Consider the following 22,832-nt stretch of genomic DNA (forward strand, 5'->3'; position numbering starts at 1 on the left):
CTTGCAAGCTTCGCATGATAACCGTTCACGAAAAACCGCGTCGGATGGCCACGAACACAACAATGGCGTAGTCACTTTGTCACGCCACGAAAATTTACTTCTGGAATTGCTATAACGAGTATTGCCCTGCCTTTTCTACATACCTAGAATCAATTTATGCCATGCGGAAATTGTTCCGTATTTTGTTTCACCCGGTACGTAGTCGAGACAGTCAACATGGTCCCACGCTTCACGCTCCGCAACCTGCTGGCCGCCGCCCTGGCCGCCGCCGCCATGATCCCCGGGATCGCCGTGCAGCAGGAGTTGCAACTTGATCACCGCATGAACGAACACATCGAGCAGGTGCCTGCCGGCCCGCAGGGCCGCGCCATGCTCGAAACGACCGTGTTCCAGCCGAACGGCCCGGGCCCCTTCCCGCTCATCATCATCAACCACGGCAAGGATCCGGGCCGCCCGAACCTGCAGCCGCGCGACCGCTTCTACCACATGGCCACCGCCTTCGTGAAACGCGGCTATGCGGTGATGGTTCCGATGCGCCAGGGTTTCGCGAATTCAACCGGCCGTTACCGCGACTACGGCTGCAACATGACCGCCAACGGCTACGCCCAGGCGGAAGACATCGCCGCCACCCTGGCCTATGCGCGCCGGCAGAACTGGGTCGACGCCAACCGCATCGTGGTCGCCGGCCAGTCCTACGGCGGCCTGGCGACCATCGCCCTCGGCACCCGGGAACAGCCGGGCGTGCGCGGCCTGATCAATTTTGCCGGCGGCCTGCGCGACGACAGCGACCGCTGCGCCTGGCGCTCTGCCCTGGTGTCGGCCTTCGCCGAGTACGGCGCCAAGGCCAAGCTGCCGACCCTGTGGATGTATGGCGAAAACGACTCGCTGTTCGGCCCCGAACTGGCCGGCCGCATGCACGCGGCCTTCGAACAGTCCGGCGGCCGCGGCCGCCTGGTCGGGTTCCCGGCCTTCAAGCGCGATTCGCACGGCATGCTCGCCAGCCGCGACGGCGAAAAAGTATGGCTGGACGACACCATGCGCTTCCTGGCCCAGATCGGCATGCCGACCAAGGTACTCCACGATGTGCCGGCGCCGCCGACCCCGGCGCGCACCGACTATGCGCAGGTGGATGACATCGAGGCCGTGCCCTTCCTGTCCGAGAACGGCCGCCGCGCCTACCAGGAATACCTGAGCAAGATGACCCCGCGCGCCTTCGCGGTGTCGCCGAGCGGCGCCTGGACCTGGGCCGAAGAAGGCGAAGACCCGGACGGCCGCGCGCTGGCCACCTGCACCGCCAAGAGCAAGGAGCCGTGCCGCCTGTACTCGGTGGACGACTACGTCGTGTGGAACGGCGACCTCGGCCAGGCAGAGAAGACCTCGGCCACGGCCTCGGTCACGCCGGCGCCGCAGCCGGTGGCGGATGCGGCCAACTCGACGCCGACGACCTCGATCGGTTCGAACAAGGCAACGAACTGACAGGGTGGGCGGCTCGACCGCCCACCTACGATCCGACACAGCGCAAACCGGGCCCCGTCCCTAACTCCGACAATGGCCCTGACGCCATCTCGGAGAATTGCATGTTTCGCATCATCCACGCCCTGCTCGCGCTGGCCGCGCTGTGCACCTGCGTGCCCACTCCCGCAGCCAACAACCATCCCGTCATCCTGGTCCACGGCTTCCTCGGCTTCGGGCCTGGCACCTTCGCGCACAGCGGCTTCAACTACTGGGGCGGCTATGGCGACATTGCCGCCCACATGCAGGTCTACCGCGGGCCGCGCACCGTGTTCGCGGCGGCGGTCGGCCCGGTCAATTCCAACTGGGACCGCGCCGCCGACCTGTACGCCCAGATCAAGGGCGGCTGCGTCGACTACGGCGCGGCCCACGTGCGCAAGGTCGGCCTGCCGGGCCAGCAGCAGAAACCCGCCGGCAAGTGCTGGGCCGCCGACCCGAAGAACAATCCGGACAACCATCCGCTCGCGCTGTATCCTTCCTGGGATGAGCGGCATCCGCTCCACTTCATCGGCCACAGCCAGGGCGGCACCACCATCCGCGCCCTGGTCGAGCTGCTCGAACACGGCTCCCCCGACGACGAAGGCGGTCACACCCTGTTCAAGGGCGGCAAGCTCGGCTGGGTGCGCAGCGTGACGACGATCTCGACGCCCCACAACGGCACCACCTTCGCCGACGCCGTGCTGAACGTGGCCCCGCCCCTGCAGACGCCGCTCGGCGAGCTCCTGAAACACCGCTGGGCCACCTGGGAGATGTCGCCGGACGGCGCGCGCGACTTCAACGCCTGGGCGCGCACCTCGCCGCACATCTACTGGTTCTCGGTGGGGACGGTGGCGACCGAAGCCGGCAGCTGGTGCTGCAACGGCACCGACCGCGTGATCGCGCCGGTGCAGACCACCTTCTACCAGTATCCGCGGCTCGACATGATCCCGGCCTTCAAGGGCACGGCGGGCGAATGGATCGTGCCGTCGGTGCTGCAGAACGGCCTGGGCGGCTATACCCAGCAGGGTGCGGGACGGGTGCACATCGACAGCGAGTGGTTCGCCAACGACGGGGTGGTGAATACCGCCAGCATGCGCGCGCCGGCGGGGCATGCGGTGCGGGACTACGACGGCAAGTCGGTAAAGGGGGCGTGGAACTTCCTGGGGAATTACCGGGGGTACGACCACTTCGATATCCTGAACTGGCCGAATCCGGGGCCCTCGGCGAATCCGCTGTACGAGCGGATCAGCGACATTATCTTTGACCTGTAGATGCCGCGCCTCGGTCCCCGCCATCGTGCGCTTGGGCTTTCCGGCACGATCCACCATGATGACTTGACGCAATAGCCAACAGTTAACTTAGCCGTATCGTGGCCGATGTTCATCCAACAATGGAGCGCGTCAGTCATGAGCACCAACTTGATAGAACAGCTCGCGGCCACGCTTGCGGAGTTCTCTGGCGCGACCAGGCTGTTCGAACTCAGGATCGGCGATCCGGGCCAGAACGCTGAATCGTTCACGCTGCTCGTCGAGGCTTACGCTGCCGAAGACGCCGTGCTGGACATTCCTGTGTGCGAGGTCATCGCGCTGTCCACGAACGCCTATCTGGAACCTGCATCGATGCTGGGCCAACAAGTGGCGCTGGAGGTCGCCCTGGCCGACGGCACCCGCGAGTGTGTCGGTGGTGAAATCAGTGCCGTGTCCGTGCTCGGCAGCGACGGTGGTCTGGCGCGCTACCGCATCCGCATCTCGCCGTGGATATGGCGGCTGGCACACGTGCGCAACAGCCGGGTCTGGCAGGACAAGTCGATCATGGAGATCGTCGATACAGTATTCGCGGCCCATACCCCCGGCGCACGCTGGCGCTGGAGCGCCGAGGCCACGACCTTGCTTGCTACCTTGCCGACGCGCAGCTACTGTTGTCAATACCGGGAGTCTGACCTGGACTTCGTGTGCCGGATGCTGGCCGAGGAGGGACTTGGCTGGCGCAATGAGCAGGCCGAAGACGGTCCCTGCCTGGTCTTGTTTGCCGACAGCACCCGCCGCGATGGTGTGCCGGATGACCGGAGCTGCCGTGATGGCGCAAGCGTCCGCTATCACGGGGCAAGTTCGGTCGAGCAGCACGATACAGTACAGGCGCTGGTCGCACACAGGCGCCTGCATGCCTCCCTCACCACCTTGCAAAGCAGCGACTACAAGGCCAAGCGGCTGGTCGGCGCCGCTTCCCCCGCCCTCACCCAGGCCAGCGGGCTGCCTGGGCTCGAATCCTACGATGTACCTGGGCAGTACGCTTTTACGGATGCCGTGCAGGCGCGGCGCCACGCCGATCTGCAAATGGAAGGCACAGAGGCACGCGGCCAGCTGTGGCAGGGCCACTCCACCGTCCGCACCCTGCGCGCCGGAACGCGGCTGACAGTAACCGACGCGCCATTGCAGCGGCTTGCGAAAGCAGCGCGATTCACGGTCGTGCATGTTACGAGCGTTGGCGTGAACAACATGCCGCCGCCGGCACAGCTCGCCCTGGCCGAACTCTTCGGCCCCATTCCCGAACTGCTGGAACAGAGCGCCCGGCTCAAACCGGATGATCTGGCGCCGGTCATCGAACAGGCGCGGCAAGCCGGCTACGCCAACCGCTTCGATGCGATCCCGGCCGAGCTCCCGTGGCGTCCGCTGCTGAACCATGACGACGACCGCATCAAGGCCAAGCCGACTGCGCATGGCGCGCAAACCGCGATCGTCATCGGCGCCGACGGGAGCGACCGACATGGCGTCGATGCACCATACTGCGACCGCCTGGGACGCATCCGCATCCGCTTTCACTGGCAGGATAGCGAGGAGGCAGGCGCCAACGCAAGCTGCTGGGTTCGGGTAGCGCAACGGCTTGCAGGCAGCGGCATGGGCAGCCAGTTCCTTCCCCGGATCGGACAGGAAGTGCTGGTGCAATTCCTGGAAAACGACATCGACCGCCCTGTGGTGGTCGGGGCTCTGTACAACGGCCGGGGCGAAGGCGGCATCGTGCCGACGCCCGGCGGCAGGCAGAACGCGGATGGCAACCCGCAGTGCTTCGCCCGGGCCCACGACCATGCGTACTCGGGACAAGGCAACCTGGCCGGGGGTAACGGTCCGGTCTGGCACGGCGCTTCCGCTGCCCACGATGGCCATCGCAACGCGGCGGCGCAGTGGGGCATTCGTTCTGCCGGCATCGGCGGTGCCGGCTATAACCAGCTGCTGTTCGACGATACCGACGCACAAGGCCGCGTCCAGCTCAAGAGTACGCACATGGCAACAGCGCTGAACCTGGGACATTTGATTCACGCCACCGACAATTTCCGTGGAAGCTTTCGGGGCCGTGGCGCCGAACTGCGTTCCGACGCTTACGGAGCGGTGCAAGCCGGCGCGGGGCTGTTGGTGTCGAGCTACCAGATCATGCACAGTGCGTGCTCACGCGACCCTGCCGGTACTGATCAGGCAGGGATTACGTTAGTCCGCCAGGCAGTCGTCACGGCCGGCAGCCTGCACTCTGCGGCGACGGCGCATCTGACTGTGGGGCTGGCAGCCCACGCCGGCGCCGGCAAGGCGGAGGCCAGCCTGTTGAATGGAAAGGCTGCACCACTCGAGGCCCTGGCCCTTGCCGTGTCGTCGACTGCCGATGCCGGCAGCAGCCAGGTACCTCATCCGGAGGCACCCGTGATCGTGCTGTCCGCAAACGACGTCCTGGGTGTCGATGCAGGACAAAGCCTGCAACTGGCAATCGGCGAGATCACGAGCTTGATGAGCATGCAGGACACGCAGCTGGTCGGGAGCGCCGGACTGCGGGTGCAGACGAGCCAGGCCATCGGGGTGCTGGGCGGCTCGGTGAAACCCGGCGAAGGGAGTACCGGTTTGCAGATGGTCGCGGCCAAAGACGACATCGGCCTGCAGGCGCAGTCCGCTGCGCTCTTCATACAGGCCCGCGATGGGATCAATGTCATCAGTGCCAACGCGCATATCGATTGGGCGGCGGCACGGCGGATCGTCCTGTCGACTGCGGGCGGTGCGAACCTGACCATCGATGCCGGCAACATCAGCGTGCAATGCCCCGGCAAGCTCACTGTCCACGCAGGCAAGAAGAGCCTGGCGGACCCACAACAGCTGGGCTACCCGATGCCTGCGCTTCCCCGCAGCGTGTGCGTCGAATGCCTGAAACGCGCCCTTGCCGCAGGTGCGGCCTTTTCCATGGTGGAGTGACATGCTGACCGATCCCTACGCCGATAGCTGGTTCGACGCGCTGCAGCAGCGCTACCGGCAGCTTGCTCCCGGCCACCAGCTTCATTTGCTGGTCGATGGAGCGTTCGTTCCTGGCGTGCACCGACGCATTGCCGCCGACCGCAAGGCTTTGCTGTTCGACGGACTGCCCGGGAGCGGCCCGAGTACGCTGGATGTCTCGCCGTTTGTCCTGCCTTTCGATCCCGCTAGTCGGGACGTCAAGGCGGTACTGCGCAGATGCCAGGGGTGGCCCATGGTGAGCGTGATCGAAACGCCTGAACCGTGGCCGGAGCTGGCAGCACGGCTGGCGGCGTGGTGCATCATCGAAGCCGACGGCCAACGCTTCAATTTTCGTTTCGCCGATACCCGGCGCGTTCCGGCAATCCTGAAGACGCTGGGCATGGAGCAGCGCAGGCAATTCACCGGTCCGGCTGAGAGCTGGAGTTACATCGCGCGCGATGGCAGCTGGCGGACGCTGGCGCTCGACGGAACCGGCAGGAAGATTGCAACCGTTCCCCAACTCGACGATGTGCAGTTCGGGATGCTGGTCGACGATGGCCGTGTCGATGAAATCTTGGCGCGGCTCTCCACCGAGCCCGATCGTGTTACGTATCGCCCGTCGCACGCACACGCACTGATTTCTTCTGCCATGACACCAGCCATCGACGCCGGCCTCGGTGACGCCGAGCTGGTCGACTGGTGCGTCTGGTTATGGGTGCACCGTGGACAGGATGCGGCGCCGGATATCGCGAGATTGTTTGAAGTGTGGAAGACACAGACCTTTTCCGAAGGAGCCCTTGATGCTGCTGAAACATAAGATCCTTACAGGTATTGGCGTCGTATGCGCTCTCGGTCTGGCCGCCCTGTCGCAATACCGGGGCTCGCGTGCAAATGTCAGCTTGCATGGCGTGAACTACAGCGACCGTGAATTCAGCTATTTGGTGGAAGATCCCGAGGATCCGACACAACCCCTCGGTGGCGAACACATCGCGCCATTCGCAGGCGGCGGCACCACCTGTTGCGCCGTGCTTCCCTGGACATGGAAACCCGGTACAAAGGTTCGTCTTACGACATTTCACTGGCTGGAGAAGCGCCCCGACGGGAGCCTGCCTCGAGTCACGGAAGAACATGAAGTCGAGGTGCCCGAATATGCCGAGGCTGGAGAATTGTGGGTCATCCGGGACGTCAATGGAAAGATCAGCGTCGTTTCCAGCAACGTTCAGCCGGACCATGCAAATTGGCCTGGCAAGATCAAAGGCTGGCCAATTCCTTCTCTCGAGTACCAACGCGAGAGGTGGGAACTCTACCGAAAAGAAGAGGCGTACGGCGTCGAGCTGTACGAATCGTTTTTGAAAGAGCTTAAAGAAGATCCGGAGGGCCATGCCAAGGAATCTTGGAAAACTCACAAAGAATACAGCTCTTCGGAAGTATCGGGATTTACAGGCCCGTCAGACCCGCGATATATGCAGTACCTCACGAAGAGGTATTCGGAAGGACTAGTTCGCAGCAGGGACAGACTTGAAGAAATCATGAAGGCCAAACCATGAGCGCATTTCTTTCTCCCACGGCTGGGCTGGAGTTCGAAAAGCCGTCGCTATCTGAACTGTTATTTGCAGGGTCGAATAACGAGGTGATCAAGAATTATGTTGCTCGGGAAACCGCCTCGATTTGCTCACCAAAATCGTCATGCGACACCAATCTGTTTTTCGGCTTCTTCTTCGACGGCACAGGCAACAATTACGTCGCTGCCGAGAAAACAAACGACTACTCGAACATCGCACGCCTGTATGACTGCTTCCCCGGAATGAGCGTTCCCGGCGTGCTCCCCAAGTCGACCGACTGGCAATACAAGCCGGAGCAGTACAAGCATTTCTTCAGGGTCTACGTCCCCGGCCCCGGCACCAGGTTCCCGCAAGCCAAGGACACCGGCGCCGGCCTCGACAAACTGGCCGGCGGCGGCACAGGCCGCTGGGGCGAGCGCCGCATCATCTGGGCGCTGGTCCAGGCCATCAACAATGTCCACCGCTTCTTCCTGCATTCCCCGCTGATCCTGCAGCCCGAAATAGATAAGCTATTCACGACGCTCTCGCTCACCAAGCGCACCCGCTGGGCGGTCGAAGGGCGGCAGGGCGACGATGCAGACATCGTCGGTTCCGCTACCGGGACGCTGGCGAAGTTTCTGTTGAATGGAATGCTGACCCGGCTGCACCAGGCGGTTGCACCACACTGGCGCGACAAGCGTACCGGCAAGCCGGCGAAGATCAATCCGGGCATCGTGAAGACAATCTACATCTCCATTTTCGGCTTCTCGCGTGGTGCGACACAGGCGCGCGCCTTCGCGAACTGGCTCCAGACCCTATGCAGGCTCGATGCGCAGCTCTGCGGCGCGAAACGGATGTCGCTCGGTGGCTTCCCGGTCGAATTCGATTTCCTCGGCATTTTCGACACGGTCGCGTCCGTCGGCGTCGGCAATACGGTTGCGAGCGAGAACGGACACGGCTCCTGGGCGGACGCAGAGGACAGCCTGCGCGTTCCCGCAGGACTGAAGTGCCTTCACCTGGTGGCCGCGCACGAACTCCGGCGCAGCTTTCCCCTTGACTCGATCTCGGTGAACGGCGCCATTCCCGCCGGGTGCAAGGAAGTCGTGGTTCCGGGAGTGCATTCCGATATCGGTGGCGGTTACTGCCCGCGCGAACAAGGTCGGGGAAGCGATCGCAATGGCGACGACATGCTGTCGAGGATCCCGCTCATCATGATGTACAAGGAAGCCCGGCTGAACGGTGTCCCGCTAAAACTCGAGTTTTCGACGCCGGCTACCCAGGCCAGATTCGCAGTCAGGAAAGAAACGATCCACGCCTTCAATGCCTACCTCGACACCTGCAAGGAAAAGCAAGGTCCCTTGCACCGTATCGTGCGCGAGCATATCCGCAAGCAGATCGAGTGGCGTGTCCATCGCAAGGTATCGGGGCAAGCGCCACTGCAAAACAGCCGCAGTTTTTTGCAAGCGGCCACGTATTACCAGAACGACCTGCACAGTGCAGCGCTGCAGTTCGATGAAGAAATCAAGGCATTCCTATCGTGGCTGCAGTCGAAAGGCGCGCACTTCCGACCAGCTCCACAACACCCCGGCTTCGGCGACCAGCACTACTCGGAGTGGGAAGAAATTGCCACCTTCTGGCACGCGCTTGCACATCCGTGCGAAGCGACCCTCGACCTGTTCGACAACTACGTCCATGACTCACGGGCTTCATTCAAGCTCACCGGACCAGATACCGAAGAGAAAATGCATGAATATCTGCGTCGCTGTGGCAAGGAGCGTGAGAAGGCGCTGACCGTCATCAGCAAGGCGGATCACAGGTCACGCCTGACGCTTGAAGAACATCGCGCTGCAGAAGAGTATGCGAAGACAAACAAGATTCCACGCTTCCGCGTCGGTGGTCATGAACCATGGGACGGCTCGTTCGGCATCATGTCGAGGGCTGGTTACCTGAGATACAGGAAAATCTACGCCGGAAGCGACACGTCCTTGATTTCTTGAACGATGACGCTTCCGGAGACAATGGTTTCCAATACGCTCAATTCACGCTGCGCAGCCCCCGCGCCAGGTCCGACAGGCGATACGGCTTGCTCACGAACGTGAAGTCGCCCAGCCGGTACTGGTCCAGCTTGAGCGCCGGCTGCGGATAGCCCGAGGCCAGCATCACCTTGATGTTCGGGTAGTTCTCGCGCGTGTACTCGGCCAGCTCGATGCCGTTCACACCGTTCGGCATAACGATGTCGGTGAACAGGATGTCGACGTCGCGGGTGGCCAGCACGCCCATGGCTTCCTGGCCGCTGGCCGCGGTGGTGACGTCGTAGCCCATGCTCATGAACAGCGCCGAGGCCACGTCCAGCAGGTCCGGCTCGTCCTCGACGATCAGCACCGTCTCGGAATCGCCGTGCGCCAGTTCGCGGTCTTCCGACGTCACCGCCGGCAGGTAGATCGCGATCGTGGTGCCCTCCCCCTCCGTGCTCTGGATGACCACCTCGCCGCCCGACTGCTTGATGAAGCCGTACACCTGCGACAGGCCCAGGCCCGTGCCCTTGCCGGTCTCCTTGGTCGTATAGAATGGTTCGAAGGCGCGCTGCACCGTCTCGGGCGTCATGCCGGTGCCGGTGTCGGTCACCGAGACGCACACGTAGGGTCCCGGCGCCAGCCCGGCCACCTCCCCCTCCTGCAGCATGAGCTGGGCAGTGTCCAGCACCAGCCGGCCGCCCTCGGGCATGGCGTCGCGCGCGTTCACGACCAGGTTGAGCAGCGCCGATTCGAAGCGGGCGCCGTCCACCACCGCGCTGCCGGCCTGCGGGTCGAGGTTGAACTCGAACTCGATGCCGGTATGCCCGGCGCGGCGCAGCACCGATTCAAAGCCCGAGATCAGGCGGTTGATGCTGCGCGTCTCCGGCTGCAGCGGCTGCTGGCGTGCGAAGGCGAGCAGCTGCTGGGTGAGCGTGGCGCCGCGGTCGATCGCGCGCCGCATGCTGTCGAGCGTCTTGGCGTCGCCGCTGCCCTGGCGGCTCATGCCCAGCACCTCGAGGCCGCTGGCCAGCACCGACAACAGGTTGTTGAAGTCGTGCGCGACGCCGCCGGTGAGCTGGCCGATCGATTCCATCTTCTGTGACTGGAACAGGGCCAGCTGCGCCTGCTCGAGCGCTTCCTCGGTGCGCTTCTTCTCGGTGAGGTCGCGTGTGATCTTGGCAAAGCCTAGCAGCTTGCCCTCGTCGTCATGGACCGCGTCGATGATGACGTGGGCCCAGAAGCGGGTGCCGTCCTTGCGCTGGCGCCAGCCTTCGGCCTCGTAGCGGCCCTCGCGCGCCGCTGTGGCGAGCGCCCGCTGCGGCATGCCGTTGGCGCGGTCTTCCTCGGTATAGAAGCGCGAGAAGTGGTCGCCGACGATCTCGTCGTAGGAATAGCCCTTGATGCGCTCCGCGCCCACGTTCCAGTTCGTCACCACGCCTTCGGGCGACAGCATGTAGATCGCGTAATCGGTGACGCCCTGCACCAGCAGGCGGAAGCGCTGTTCGCTCTCGCGCAGCGCATCCTCGGCCTGCTTGCGCTGGGTGACGTCGCGGGTGATCTTGGCATAGCCCAGCAGGTTGTGGTGCTCGTCGTAGATCGGGTCGATCACCACGTGGGCCCAGAAGCGGGTGCCGTCCTTGCGCACGCGCCAGCCTTCGGCCTCGTATTTGCCATGCTCGAGGGCGTGCGCCAGCGCGCGCGCCGGCAGCCCGTCCTCCTGGTCTTCCGGCGTGTAGAAACGCGAGAAATGCTCGCGCAGGATCTCGTGCGGCCGGTAGCCCTTGAAGCGCTGGGCGCCGGCATTCCAGCTGGCGATGTGGCCGGACGGGTCCAGCATGTAGATGGCGTAGTCGCTGATACCGGCGATCAGGTACTGAAACCGTTGTTCGTCGGTCAACGGGGGCTTGGCAGGGTGTTGCGTGTTCATGGGCCGGGCGCTTCCGTATCAGGTGCGGCAAATATCCTATCATACCGATACTCAGCAATAGCGGCCACGCACTTGACTCGCTATTGACTTGTCTATACAACAAGTCTCGGTCACGTGCGTTTGATCTGCCGGATTTGACGCTACAATATCGAATTGTATCTTCCGCAGGCTTCTTGTTTGCAATGACCCAGGCTCCTACCGCCACTCTCGACCTCAGCCGCTGTGCGGACGAACCGATCCGCACCCCGGGCAGCATCCAGCCGCATGGCTTCATGCTGACGCTGTCGTCCGGGCCGGGGCTGAGTCTGCCCGTGCTGCAGGCCAGCGCCAACCTCGAACGCTGGACCGGCGTCCCGGCCCGGGACGCGCTCGGCCGTCCGCTGGCGCAGGTGGTGGGCGAGGACGCGGCCGCGCGCATCGCCGCCGAGCTCGAGGCCAGCCAGGTGGCGTCGCGTCCCGCGTATATCGGCACGATCACGGCCAGTAACGGCGCCCACTTCGACGTCCTGGTCCATGCCTGGGACAGCCTGCTGATCCTCGAGTTCGAAGCGGTGGAGCGCCGCCGCGCCGCCGACTTCCGCAACCTGTACCCGCTGATCGGCGACTTCCTGCTCAACGTGAACCAGCCGGCCTCGATCCCGGACATGTCCGAGCTGGCCGCGCGCCACGTGCGCGAAGTCACCGGCTACGGCCGCGTGCTGGTCTACCAGTTCGACAGCGACGGCCATGGCCGGGTGCTGGCCGAATCGAAGGAAGACGGCTACGAGTCCTATCTCGGCCAGCACTTCCCGGCCGGCGACGTGCCGGCCCAGGCGCGCGCGCTGTACGCGCTGTCGCCGATCCGCGTGATCCAGGACGCCAACTACGAGCCGGCGCCGCTGCTGCCCGAGCTGAATCCGGTGACCGGCCAGCGCAACGATCTGTCCTTCGCGGCGCTGCGCAGCGTCTCGCCGGTGCACCTGCAATACATGCGCAACATGGGCACGCTGGCCTCGATGTCGGTGTCGATCATCGTCAAGGGCAAGCTGTGGGGCCTGATCTCCTGCCATAATGCGGCGCCCCGCCCGGTCTCGGTCGAGAAGCGCACCGCCTGCGAGCAGCTGGCCCAGATCCTGGCGCTGTGCATCGGATCGCGCGAGGATTCCGGCGAACTGCAGTTCCGCCTCGAGGTGCGCCGCATCATGGTCGAGATGCTGGGGCACCTGACCAAGGGCGCCGATTTCATCGAGAACATGAGCGGCGTGTTCCCCGAGCTGCTGCGCTTCGCGCGCGCGGGCGGGGTCGCCGTCGTGGTGGACGAGCGCGTGCTGACCTACGGCGACACGCCGGACGAGCCGCAGATCCGCGCCCTGGCCGACTGGCTGTCGCTGCAGGGGAATACCGAAGTATTCCACACCGACCACCTGAAGGACATCTATCCCGCCGGCGTGGACATGGTGCGCAATGCCAGCGGCCTGCTGGCCCTGCCCATCTCGCGCATCCACCAGCACTACCTGCTGTGGTTCCGCCCGGAGGTGGTGCAGACCATCGAATGGGCCGGCAACCCCCACGGCAAGCAGGCCGCGCCCGGCGATCCCGCGCAGCTGACCCCGCGCCTGAGCTTCCAGGCCTGGCGCGAGACCATCCACGGCCACAGCCTGCCCTGGCACGGCGCCGAGATCGAGCTGACCGAGGAATTCCGCACCGCGCTGCTGGGGATCGCGCTGGAGCGCGCCGAACAGATGGCCGAACTGGCCGAGGAACTGGGGCGCGCCAACAAGGAGCTCGAAGCCTTCTCGTACTCGGTCTCGCACGACCTGCGCGCGCCCTTGCGCCATATCGTGGGATTCTCCGACCTGCTGATCGAGTCGGCCGGCGCCGAAGACCTGGAGCGGCGCCAGCGCTTCCTGAAGAACATCAAGGAGTCGGCCCGCCTTGCCGGCAAGCTGGTCGACGACCTGCTGTCGTTCTCGCAGATGGGCCGCGCCGCGCTGCGCCCGACCCGGGTCGACATGAACGACCTGGTGGCGGCCTGCATCGACAAGCTCGGCACCGAGATGCAGGGCCGTAACGTCGACTGGCACATCGAGCCGCTGCCCATGGTCCGCGCCGACCCGGCCTTCCTGCACCTGGCGGTGTTCAACCTGCTGTCGAACGCGGTGAAGTTCACCGCCCAGCGCGACCCGGCGGTCATCACCATCACGTCCGAGGAAGACGCCGATTTCACGGTATTCCACGTGGCCGACAACGGCGCCGGCTTCAACATGGAGTACGTGCACAAGCTGTTCGGCGTCTTCCAGCGCCTGCACCGCCTGGAAGATTTCCAGGGCACCGGCATCGGCCTGGCCAACGTGCGCCGCATCATCGAGCGCCACAACGGCCGCGCCTGGGCCCACTCCGTACAGGGAGAAGGCGCGACCTTCTCCTTCAGTATTCCGAAACACCCACCTCACTGAGGCAACGCAATGCTCAAGCCCATCCTCCTGGTCGAAGACAACCCGCATGATCTCGAACTGACGCTGATCGCCTTGTCGAAGAGCCAGCTGGCCAACGAGGTCGTCATCGTGCGCGACGGCGCCGAGGCGCTCGACTATCTGCACCGGCGCGGCGAATTCGCCGAACGCACGGTCGGCAACCCGGCCGTCATCCTGCTCGACCTGAAGCTGCCCAAGGTGGACGGGCTCGAAGTGCTGAAGGAAATCCGCGAGACCGACGGGCTCAGGAGCGTCCCGGTGGTGATGCTGACCTCGTCGAAGGAAGAGCAGGACGTGGTGCGCAGTTATTCACTGGGCGTCAACGCCTACGTTGTCAAGCCGGTGGACTTTGCCGAATTCCTGAAAGCGATCGCCGACCTGGGGGTGTTCTGGGCGGTCCTGAACGAACCGCCGCCGGGTTCGCGCCGCTACGTCAAGCCCAAGTGATTCTGCTGGCCCGGCTGCCTGCCTGAGGCGGCCACCTGGCCGCCATGCTGCCCGCGCCTTGCCCGGCGCAGCAGGTGGCGGATGCGCGCGCTGAGCGCTTCCGGGTGGTAGGGCTTCTGCAGCAGGTGCACCGAGGCGTCCAGCTTGCCCTCGTGCGACAGCACGCCTTCCGCATAACCCGAGGTATACAGCACCTGCGTGTCCGGACGGCGGCGGCGCACGATCTCCCCGAGCTGCAGGCTGCTGACCGGACCCGGCATGATCACGTCGGTGAACACCAGGTCGATGTGACGGCCGCTGTCGATGATCTTCACTGCGCTTTCCGCATCTTCCGCCTCCAGCACCTGGTAGCCCAGCGCCGACAGGATGCCGCAGGTCGAGTCGCGCACTTCCGGCTCGTCCTCGACCACCAGGATCGTCTCCAGGCCGCCGGCCAGCGGCGCGCTGGCCACCTGCTCGACCGCCACCGGCGCGGCGTCGCTGCGCGGCAGGTAGATGCGCACGCTGGTTCCCTGCCCCGGTGCGCTGCGCAGCACGATCTCGCCGCCCGACTGCTTCACGAAGCCATAGGCCATCGACAGGCCCAGACCCGTGCCCTGCCCGGTCGGCTTGGTGGTGAAAAAGGGCTCGAAGGCGCGCAGCAGGACTTCCTGCGGCATGCCCTGGCCGGTATCGAGCACCTCGATCATGATGAAATTCCCCTGCGGGACCTCGGACGGCAGTTCCGGGCCCGGGCCGACATTGCTGGCGCGGATTGTCAGGGTGCCGCTGCCGGCCATGGCGTCGCGCGCATTGATGGCCAGGTTCAGCAGCACGTTGTTGAGCTGGCTCGGATCGACCATGGTGCTGCCCAGGCCCGGCTCGATCTCGGTGACGATGCGCGCGTTCGGTCCCAGCACGCGGCGCATCATGTCGTCCATGTCGCGCAGCAGGTGGCCGGGATCGACCACCACCGACTGCAGCGGCTGGCGCCGTGCGAAGGCCAGCAGGTGGGCCGCCAGCCTGGCGCCGCGCTCGACCCCGCCCAGGGCCATGTCGACACGGTTCTGCGCGCTGTCGTTCAGGTTGCCCACCAGCTTGAGCAACTGCAGGTTGCCGCCGATGATCTGCAGGACATTGTTGAAGTCGTGCGCCACGCCCCCGGTGAGCTGGCCGATCGCTTCCATCTTCTGCGCCTGGTGCAGGGCCGACTGGCTGGCGGCGAGCTGCTCCTGGCTCACGCGCAGCGAGGCAAAGGCGGCGTCGCGCTGGCGCCGCGCGACGCAGGCGCCGCTGTGGTAGCGCACGCGCGCCACCAGCTCGCGCGCATCGGGCCACTTGACCAGGTAGTCGTTGGCGCCGACGGCGAAGGCGCGCGCCTTGATCTCGGGGTCGTCTTCGGAAGACAGGACGATGACGGGAAGGTCTTCGGTGTCGGGATGGGCGCGCAGGCGCGCGGTGACTTCGAAGCCGTCCAGGTCGGGCATGCGCAGGTCGACCAGCACCACCGTGGCGCGGACCTCGCGCGCCACCTCGACCGCACGCGCCGGACTCGACTCGTAGCAGAGGGTATGACCGCTGCAGTCCCGCAGTCCATGCGCGATGATGTCCTGGGCAAAAGGCTCATCGTCGATGAGGAGAATGGAGCATTCGGGACGATCGTCAATCATTGCGGCGGGCTCGGAGACAAGTCACGAACTTGCAAAAAGGGTAAGCAATAATTCTACTACATTATGGAAACGACGAGCACAACTGACAGATTTGATGGGTGTGCGCCTTGCAAGCGGCATGTGCCACCGCCATATCGGAGGCATGCCCAAGCGCCGCGCCGAACCGATGACCGAGGCTCCCCTACCTGACGCATGCTGCCCGCTGTGCGGCCGCATGCTCGGGACGGTCAATATCGACCGCCATCACCTGATTCCCAGGACCTTCAAGGGCAAGGAGCAGTTCCCGATCCACAAGATCTGCCACCGCAAGATCCACTCCGCGTTCACCGAGCGCGAGCTGCTGCAGACCTATCACAGCTGGGAAGCGCTGCGCGGGCACGAAGACATCCGCAGTTTCATCGATTGGGTGGCGAAGAAGCCGTCCGGCTTCTATACGCGCACCTATACCTCGAACAAGAAGAAGTACCGCTGATCAGGCACGATCCGCGCGATCAATATATAATTTCATATATTGAATAGGATCGGAAAATCACATGACTCTCTCCGCACCAGGGCACCTGGCCAGGCTGGAGGCCGCCGCGGGCGATGCCACCCGGCTGCTCAAGGCCTTGTCGAACCGCGACCGGCTCCTGCTGCTGTGCCAGATGACCCAGGAAGCGCTGTCGGTCGGCATGCTCGAAGCCCGCACCGGCATCCGCCAGCCGACCCTGTCGCAACAGCTCACCGTGCTGCGCGAAGAAGGCCTGGTCGCCACCCGGCGCGCCGGCAAGCAGGTCTTCTACCGGATCAGCAGCCCCGCAGCCCTCGCCGTACTGCAACTCCTGTACACCCTCTACTGTCCAAGCGACCAGGAAGCGCGCGATGAACATTGACATGGCCAACTTCACACCCTGGAGCTCGCTCGCGGGCGGCCTGCTGATCGGCACGGGCATTGCGATCTTCGCGCTGCTGGCCGGGCGCATCGCCGGCATCAGCGGCATCGTCGGCGGCCTGCTGCGCCCGGAGCGCGGCGACACCGGCTGGCGCCTCGCCTTCCTCGCGGGCCTGGTCGGCGCGCCGTTTGGGTTCGCGCTGTTCATGCCGCTGCCGGCGATCCGGGTCGATGCCGGGATGCCGGTGCTGCTGCTGGCCGGCCTGCTGGTCGGCGTGGGCACCCGCTACGGATCCGGCTGCACGAGCGGCCATGGCATCTGCGGCATGTCGCGCCGCTCGCCGCGATCGATCGCCGCCACCGCGGCTTTCATGGCCGCCGGCTTTCTGACCGTCTGGCTGCTGCGCCATGTCCTGGGGGCCGCATGACCCTCCTCTACGCCCTCCTCGCCGGCTTCGTGTTCGGCATCGGCCTGCTGCTGTCCGGACTCGCCGACCCGGGCAAGGTGCTCGCCTTCCTCGATCTGGCCGGCAACTGGGATCCGTCGCTGCTGTTCGTGATGGGCGGCGCGCTACTGGTCGCGGCGCCCGCCTTCGCCTGGCTTGCACGGCGCGGACGCACGCTCGACGGCGGTCCCCTGCACCTGCCGGCGAAGGGGCGCCCCGACCGCCGCCTCGTGCTCGGCAGCCTGGCGTTCGGCGCCGGCTGGGGCCTGGCCGGCTATTGTCCCGGTCCGGCGCTGGTGTCGCTGGCATGGGGCGGGCCCGAGCCGCTGCTGTTCACGGGCGCGATGGTGGCCGGCATGGCTTTATTCGAGGTGATTGAAATGCGGCGCTGAGCGCGCTTTTCCTTGACAAGGCAGGGCGTAGCGGATTTCATCACAGGCACTCAATGAAAGACTGCCCATGGATTTCGACGAATTCCTGCGCCACGATGCCACTTCCCTCGCCGCCCTCGTTGCCAATGGTGAGGTGAGTCCACACGAACTGCTCGATATTGCGCTGGCACGCCAGGTGCAGGTCCATGGCCGCGTCAACGCGGTGGTGCGGCTGATGGAAGAGCAAGCGCGGCGCCAGTTGCAGGGTCCCTTGCGCGGCCCCTTCGCCGGCGTGCCTTTCCTGCTCAAGGACACCCTGCAGGACTATGCCGGCCTGCCGACCACCAATGCCAGCCGCGCCATGCGCGGCCACGTGCCCAGGGAGCACGCCGCCGTGGTGCGGCGCTACCTGGACGCCGGCCTGGTCGTCTTCGGCAAGACCAACCTGCCGGAATTCGCGCTCAAGGGCGTGACCGATCCGGAGCTGTTCGGCCGCACCAACAATCCCTGGAACCTGGCGCACACGCCGGGCGGCTCGAGCGGCGGCGCGGCGGCGGCCGTCGCCAGCGGCATCGTGCCGATGGCGGCCGGGAACGATGGCGGCGGCTCGATCCGCATCCCGGCCGCGTGCTGCGGCCTGTTCGGGCTGCGGCCCTCGCGCGGGCGCGTGTCTGCCGGTCCGGACGTGGGCGAAGTCTGGTTCGGCGCGTCCAGCGAAGGCGTGCTGTCGCGCAGCGTGCGCGATGCCGCGCTGGCGCTCGACGTGCTGCAGGGCGCCGAGCCGGGCGATCCCTTCATCATCGCGCCACCCGCCGCCCCGTACGCGGAGCTGATGCGGCGCGCTCCTGGCCGGCTGCTGATCGGCTTCACGAGCGCTTCGCCGATCGGCACCGAGGTGCATCCGGAAGCGGTGGCGGCGGTGCGCCACGCGGCGGAGCTGCTGCGCGGGCTGGGCCACGAGGTCGAAGAAGCCGCGCCCGAGATCGACGGCGCCCTGCTCGCGACCAGCTACCTGCACGTCTACTTCGGACAGGTGCCATCCCTGGTGGCGCGCATGAAGGCGCTTGGCGCCAGCGGCGGCGAGCCGGAGCTGATGACGCGCCTGCTGGTCACGCTGGGCAGCGCGATCGGGGCGCCGGCCCTGACGACCCAGCTGGCGCAGTGGAATACCTTCGCACGGGCGCTGGGACGCTTCCACCAGCGCTACGACATGCTGCTCACGCCCACGCTGGCCCATCCGCCGGTAAAACACGGCACCGGCGACCTGCCGGCGGCACAGCAGACGCTGCTGGGCTTCCTGCAGCGCACCGGCATGCTCGGCCTGCTGGCACGGCTCGGACTGCTCGACAGCACGGTGGAGCAGATTGCGCGGGACAATTTGCGCTATGTGCCGTTCACCCAGCTGTCGAACCTGACGGGGACGCCGTCGATGTCCGTGCCGCTGCACTGGACGGCGGACGGGCTGCCGCTGGGGGTGCAGTTCGTGGCGCCGTTCGGGAGGGAGGACGTGCTGCTGCAGCTGGCGCATCAGCTGGAGGGGGCGCAGCCGTGGTTTGAGCGGTTGCCGGAGATGACCCGTGAAAGGGTGCAGGCTGCCGAAGTCGCCCCTGCCTGATCGTCCCGCAAATGTAACCAACGTCGTCCCGGCCCGCGCCGGGACGACGGTGTAGAGACGGTGGCGACTCATGCACCAGCGCCGCATTCCAGCGCCGGAAAACAAAAAGGGCTGCACTTGCGTGCAGCCCTTCGTATTCTGGCTCCCCGACCTGGACTCGAACCAGGGACCTGCGGATTAACAGTCCGTCGCTCTACCGACTGAGCTATCAGGGAAAAGAGGCCGCATTATAGCGGCCCGATTCGGATTTGACCAGTGCTTCGCGAAAACAGGCCGCCGGCGGCAGGCCGCAAGCGCCTTTGCTATAGTCGCGGCTTCCCCATCGATTCCGGCCAGACCCATGACGACCCCACGCCTCTTCGGCACGCCCCTCTCCCCTTCCGCCACCAAAGTGATGCTGCTCGGCTCCGGTGAACTCGGCAAGGAAGTGATCATCGCCCTGCAGCGCCTGGGCGTGGAAACCATCGCGGTGGACCGCTATCCGAACGCGCCCGGCCACCAGGTCGCGCACCGCGCGCACGTGATCGACATGACCGACGGCGCGGCCCTGTCCGCCCTGATCGCCCTGGAAAAGCCCGACCTGGTGGTGCCGGAAATCGAAGCCATCGCCACCGAGACCCTGGTCGCCCTCGAGGAAGCCGGCAGGATCACCTGCATCCCGACCGCGCGCGCCGCGCTGCTGACCATGAACCGCGAAGGCATCCGCCGCCTCGCCGCCGAGGAACTCGGCCTGCCGACCTCGCCCTACCGCTTCGCCAGCAGCCTGGAAGAACTGGAACAGGCTTGCGCGGCGGTCGGCTTCCCCTGCGTGGTCAAGCCGGTGATGTCCTCGTCCGGCAAGGGCCAGTCGAAGCTCGACAGCGCGGCGGACGTGGCCAAGGCCTGGGAATCTGCGGCCAGCGGCAGCCGCGTCGACGCCGGCCGCGTGATCGCCGAAGGCTTCATCGACTTCGACTACGAAATCACCCTGCTCACGGTGCGCTCGATCGGCGCCGACGGCCAGGTCGAGACCAGCTTCTGCGCGCCGATCGGCCACAAGCAGGTGCAGGGCGACTACGTGGAATCCTGGCAGCCGCACCCGATGAGCCCCGCCGCGCTGGCGAGCGCGCGCGACATCGCGGCCAAGGTGACGGCGGACCTGGGCGGTTGCGGCGTGTTCGGCGTCGAGCTGTTCGTCAAGGGCGACATGGTGTGGTTCTCGGAAGTCAGCCCGCGCCCGCACGACACCGGCATGGTGACCATGGCCAGCCAGGTGCAGAGCGAGTTCGAGCTGCATGCGAAAGCCGTGCTGGGCCTGCCGGTCGACGTGGCGCTGCGCGCGCCCGGCGCCTCGGCCGTCATCTATGGCCAGCACGAGGCCGCGGGCATCGCCTTCGAAGGCGTGGCCGACGCCCTGCGCGTGCCGGGTGTCGATCTGCGGCTGTTCGGCAAGCCCGAATCCTTCGCGCGGCGCCGCATGGGCGTGGCGCTGGCGACGGCGGATAACGTCGAAACGGCCCGCCTGCGTGCCCTGGAAGCGGCCTCGCGCGTCAAGCCGGTGATCCGCTGATGCGCAGCGCGCCGCTGTAAGGAAGCCTGCCCAAGCGCAGGCTTTGACAGAAGTTCTATAGTGAATGATAATCGTTCTCATTATCATTTTCATTAGAACCGTCTTCCCATGCCCACGCCCGTCACAGCTTCGCGCCCCCTCCTCAGCCTGCTGGTCCTGTCGACCCTCGGTCCCCTCGCCTTCGCGCAGGACACCGCCCAGGTGCTCGTCAGCGCCCCCGGCTACCGCACCACCGGCACCAAGTCCGCGCTCAAGCCGCTCGAGTCGCCGATGAGCTATGAGGTCTACGGCAACGAGCTGCTGGAAGCGCGCCAGGTCGACAGCGTCAACGAAGCACTGCGCTACGTGCCGGGCGTGACGCCGGAGAGCCGCCCGACCGTCACCATCTTCGACCAGTACACGATCCGCGGCTTCGAAAGCTACCGCAACTACTACGACGGCCTGCCGCTGCAGTACAACGGCCTGTGGAACCTGGTGCCGCAGGTCGACGCCTTCGCCACCGACAGCGTCGAAGTCCTGAAGGGCCCGACCTCGGTGCTGTACGGTTCGGCGCCGCCGGGCGGCATGGTCAACCAGGTCGCCAAACAGCCGCGCTCGAAACAGGAAACCGTGCTGCGCGCCCGCATCGGCACCGATGCGCTGCGCGAGCTGGCGCTCGACAGCACCGGCCCGCTGTCGAAGGATGTCGACTACCGCATCGTGGCCCTGGCGCGCGAACGCGACGGCCAGCAGCTGACGACCCAGGAAGAGCGCCGCCTCCTCAACCCCTCGCTCACCTGGCGCATCGGCCCGTCCACGCGCCTGAACCTCAACCTGTACTACCAGGACGATCCGGCCCTGATCCCGTCCACGCCGCTGCCGGCGCTGGGCACGCTGCAGGCCGCGCCCTACGGCTTCCTGTCCTCCAGCGCCTTTGCCGGCGACGCCGGCTGGTCGGGCATGCAGCGCGAAGTGACGATGGCCGGCTGGAAGTTCGAGCACGCCTTCAACGATCGCCTCAGCTTCCTGCAGAACGTCCGCCATACCAAGGCGAGCGGCTTGCAGCGCAATACCTACAACAACGGCCTGCTGGCCGACAGGCGCACCCTGACCCGTTCCGCCTATTTCACGGACGAGGACATGAACGGCTGGGTGGCCGACAACCAGCTGGCCTTCCGGCTGAACACGGGCGCCTTCACGCACCGCATCCTGGCCGGCGTCGACTACCAGCGCCTGCGTTCCAATGTCGGCTACGGCGACACCCTCGGCACCGATACGCCCTCGATCGACCTCGGCGCGCCGAAGCACCGCCTGTTCGACGTCTCCACGCTTCCCTTCGATTTCTATACCGAGCGGCATGCGATCCGCCAGTCGCAGCTCGGCTTCTACCTGCAGGACGAAGTGAAGCTCGGCGCCCTGACCGTGATCGGCGGCGTGCGCCGCGACCGCTACCGCAGCGAAGACCTCAATGCGTCCAGCTATGCCGGCTTCCCTTCGGACAGCACGACCTCGATCGCCCAGCGCAAGACCAGCGGCCGCCTGGCGGCGATCTACCAGCTCGGCAACGGCCTGGCGCCCTACCTGAACTACTCGACCTCGTTCGAGCCGACGGCGGGCGTCGATTCCGTCACCGGCCAGGCCTTCAAGCCGACCACGGCGAAACAGCTCGAAGGCGGCGTCAAATACAAGTCGCTAGATGCCCGTACCCAGCTGACGGTGGCGCTGTTCGATATCCGCAAGCGCAACGTGGTCGTGAACACGCCGAGCTTCAACCAGTACACCCAGAACGGCGAAGTGCGCAGCAGGGGCGCGGAGCTGTCGTGGAGCCAGGCCCTGACCGAGCGCCTCGATTTCACGTTCGGCCTGACGAAGCTCGACATGGAAGTGACGGAGAACCCGCTCGATCCTGCGCTGGAAGGCAAGACGCCGGTGTGGGTGGCCGACAGGCAGGCCTCGCTGTGGCTGAACTATGCGCCGCTGGACACGCTCGACCTGAGTGCAGGCCTGCGTTACGTGGGCGAGAGCCAGATGGATGCGGCGAATGCCGGCACCGTGCCCTCCTATACCGTGTTCGACGCCGCCGCGATGTACAGGCTGAACAAGACCTGGCGCCTCGGGCTCACCGCCAGCAACCTGGGCGACAAGCGCTACGTCGGCGCCTGCCACAGCGCGCGGAACTGCTGGATGGGCGCCGCGCGCAGCGTCGAACTGAGCCTGCATGCGGCATTCTGAGG

At 65.7% G+C, this 22,832-nt stretch carries 17 protein-coding genes and 1 tRNA gene; 15 read left to right on the forward strand and 3 right to left on the reverse strand.

Annotated features, from left to right (window positions below):
- Positions 1 to 216: 216 nt before the first annotated feature.
- The 6 genes from AC56LK_RS00840 to AC56LK_RS00865 all read left to right on the forward strand — a co-directional run bounded on the left by AC56LK_RS00840 (position 217) and on the right by AC56LK_RS00865 (position 9,273).
- Positions 217 to 1,476 (forward strand): dienelactone hydrolase family protein, encoded by a 1,260-nt coding sequence (locus AC56LK_RS00840; RefSeq protein ID WP_497182678.1) that lies wholly within the window; start codon positions 217 to 219, stop codon positions 1,474 to 1,476.
- A 101-nt stretch (positions 1,477 to 1,577) separates the two neighbouring features.
- The gene (locus tag AC56LK_RS00845; RefSeq protein ID WP_497182679.1) at positions 1,578 to 2,762 is read left to right on the forward strand and encodes an esterase/lipase family protein; all 1,185 of its coding nucleotides are present in this window, start codon (positions 1,578 to 1,580) and stop codon (positions 2,760 to 2,762) included.
- 105 nt (positions 2,763 to 2,867) lie between these two features.
- On the forward strand, positions 2,868 to 5,717 hold the full coding sequence (locus AC56LK_RS00850) for a type VI secretion system Vgr family protein (protein ID WP_497182680.1): 2,850 nt from the start codon (positions 2,868 to 2,870) through the stop codon (positions 5,715 to 5,717).
- A gap of 1 nt (position 5,718) precedes the next feature.
- Positions 5,719 to 6,552, forward strand: coding sequence for a DUF4123 domain-containing protein (locus AC56LK_RS00855; RefSeq protein WP_497182681.1), 834 nt, complete (start codon positions 5,719 to 5,721; stop codon positions 6,550 to 6,552).
- Entirely contained in the window at positions 6,536 to 7,282 is a 747-nt protein-coding gene (locus AC56LK_RS00860; RefSeq protein ID WP_497182682.1) for a DUF3304 domain-containing protein, read from the forward strand. Before AC56LK_RS00855 ends, AC56LK_RS00860 begins: the two co-directional genes overlap by 17 nt.
- Entirely contained in the window at positions 7,279 to 9,273 is a 1,995-nt protein-coding gene (locus AC56LK_RS00865; RefSeq protein ID WP_497182683.1) for a T6SS phospholipase effector Tle1-like catalytic domain-containing protein, read from the forward strand. Before AC56LK_RS00860 ends, AC56LK_RS00865 begins: the two co-directional genes overlap by 4 nt.
- Before the next feature lie 37 nt (positions 9,274 to 9,310).
- Here the strand turns inward: AC56LK_RS00865 and AC56LK_RS00870 are convergent, their stop codons facing one another.
- Positions 9,311 to 11,218, reverse strand: coding sequence for a hybrid sensor histidine kinase/response regulator (locus AC56LK_RS00870; RefSeq protein WP_497182684.1), 1,908 nt, complete (start codon positions 11,216 to 11,218; stop codon positions 9,311 to 9,313).
- 182 nt (positions 11,219 to 11,400) lie between these two features.
- On the opposite strand from AC56LK_RS00870, the gene AC56LK_RS00875 reads away from it, so the two are divergent.
- Together AC56LK_RS00875 and AC56LK_RS00880 are read left to right on the forward strand one after the other, a co-directional pair.
- Positions 11,401 to 13,653 (forward strand): ATP-binding protein, encoded by a 2,253-nt coding sequence (locus AC56LK_RS00875; protein ID WP_497182685.1) that lies wholly within the window; start codon positions 11,401 to 11,403, stop codon positions 13,651 to 13,653.
- A 9-nt stretch (positions 13,654 to 13,662) separates the two neighbouring features.
- Complete coding sequence (locus AC56LK_RS00880; protein ID WP_497182686.1) at positions 13,663 to 14,118, forward strand: response regulator; 456 nt, start codon at positions 13,663 to 13,665, stop codon at positions 14,116 to 14,118.
- On the opposite strand, the gene AC56LK_RS00885 is transcribed toward AC56LK_RS00880, so the two are convergent.
- Complete coding sequence (locus tag AC56LK_RS00885; protein WP_497182687.1) at positions 14,100 to 15,767, reverse strand: response regulator; 1,668 nt, start codon at positions 15,765 to 15,767, stop codon at positions 14,100 to 14,102. The two genes, AC56LK_RS00880 and AC56LK_RS00885, sit on opposite strands and share 19 nt — an antisense overlap.
- 142 nt (positions 15,768 to 15,909) lie before the next feature.
- Between AC56LK_RS00885 and AC56LK_RS00890 the strand changes: the two genes are divergently transcribed.
- From AC56LK_RS00890 to AC56LK_RS00910, 5 genes are all read left to right on the forward strand, one after another.
- Positions 15,910 to 16,239: an HNH endonuclease signature motif containing protein gene (locus tag AC56LK_RS00890; protein ID WP_497182688.1), complete on the forward strand. Its 330-nt coding sequence runs from the start codon at positions 15,910 to 15,912 to the stop codon at positions 16,237 to 16,239.
- A 61-nt stretch (positions 16,240 to 16,300) separates the two neighbouring features.
- On the forward strand, positions 16,301 to 16,639 hold the full coding sequence (locus tag AC56LK_RS00895) for a metalloregulator ArsR/SmtB family transcription factor (protein ID WP_497182689.1): 339 nt from the start codon (positions 16,301 to 16,303) through the stop codon (positions 16,637 to 16,639).
- Positions 16,629 to 17,066: a YeeE/YedE family protein gene (locus AC56LK_RS00900; protein ID WP_497182690.1), complete on the forward strand. Its 438-nt coding sequence runs from the start codon at positions 16,629 to 16,631 to the stop codon at positions 17,064 to 17,066. Before AC56LK_RS00895 ends, AC56LK_RS00900 begins: the two co-directional genes overlap by 11 nt.
- Positions 17,063 to 17,476 (forward strand): DUF6691 family protein, encoded by a 414-nt coding sequence (locus AC56LK_RS00905; protein WP_497182691.1) that lies wholly within the window; start codon positions 17,063 to 17,065, stop codon positions 17,474 to 17,476. Before AC56LK_RS00900 ends, AC56LK_RS00905 begins: the two co-directional genes overlap by 4 nt.
- A 67-nt stretch (positions 17,477 to 17,543) precedes the next feature.
- Entirely contained in the window at positions 17,544 to 19,070 is a 1,527-nt protein-coding gene (locus tag AC56LK_RS00910) for an amidase (protein ID WP_497182692.1), read from the forward strand.
- 139 nt (positions 19,071 to 19,209) lie between these two features.
- Here the strand turns inward: AC56LK_RS00910 and AC56LK_RS00915 are convergent.
- A tRNA-Asn gene (locus tag AC56LK_RS00915) sits at positions 19,210 to 19,285 on the reverse strand.
- Positions 19,286 to 19,410: 125 nt separating this feature from the next.
- On the opposite strand from AC56LK_RS00915, the gene purT reads away from it, so the two are divergent.
- Complete coding sequence (gene purT / locus AC56LK_RS00920; RefSeq protein ID WP_497182693.1) at positions 19,411 to 20,619, forward strand: formate-dependent phosphoribosylglycinamide formyltransferase; 1,209 nt, start codon at positions 19,411 to 19,413, stop codon at positions 20,617 to 20,619.
- Positions 20,620 to 20,727: 108 nt separating this feature from the next.
- Entirely contained in the window at positions 20,728 to 22,830 is a 2,103-nt protein-coding gene (locus AC56LK_RS00925) for a TonB-dependent siderophore receptor (RefSeq protein WP_497182694.1), read from the forward strand.
- Positions 22,831 to 22,832: the final 2 nt, after the last annotated feature.

This window comes from Telluria sp. ZB4P36 (genome assembly GCF_059685865.1).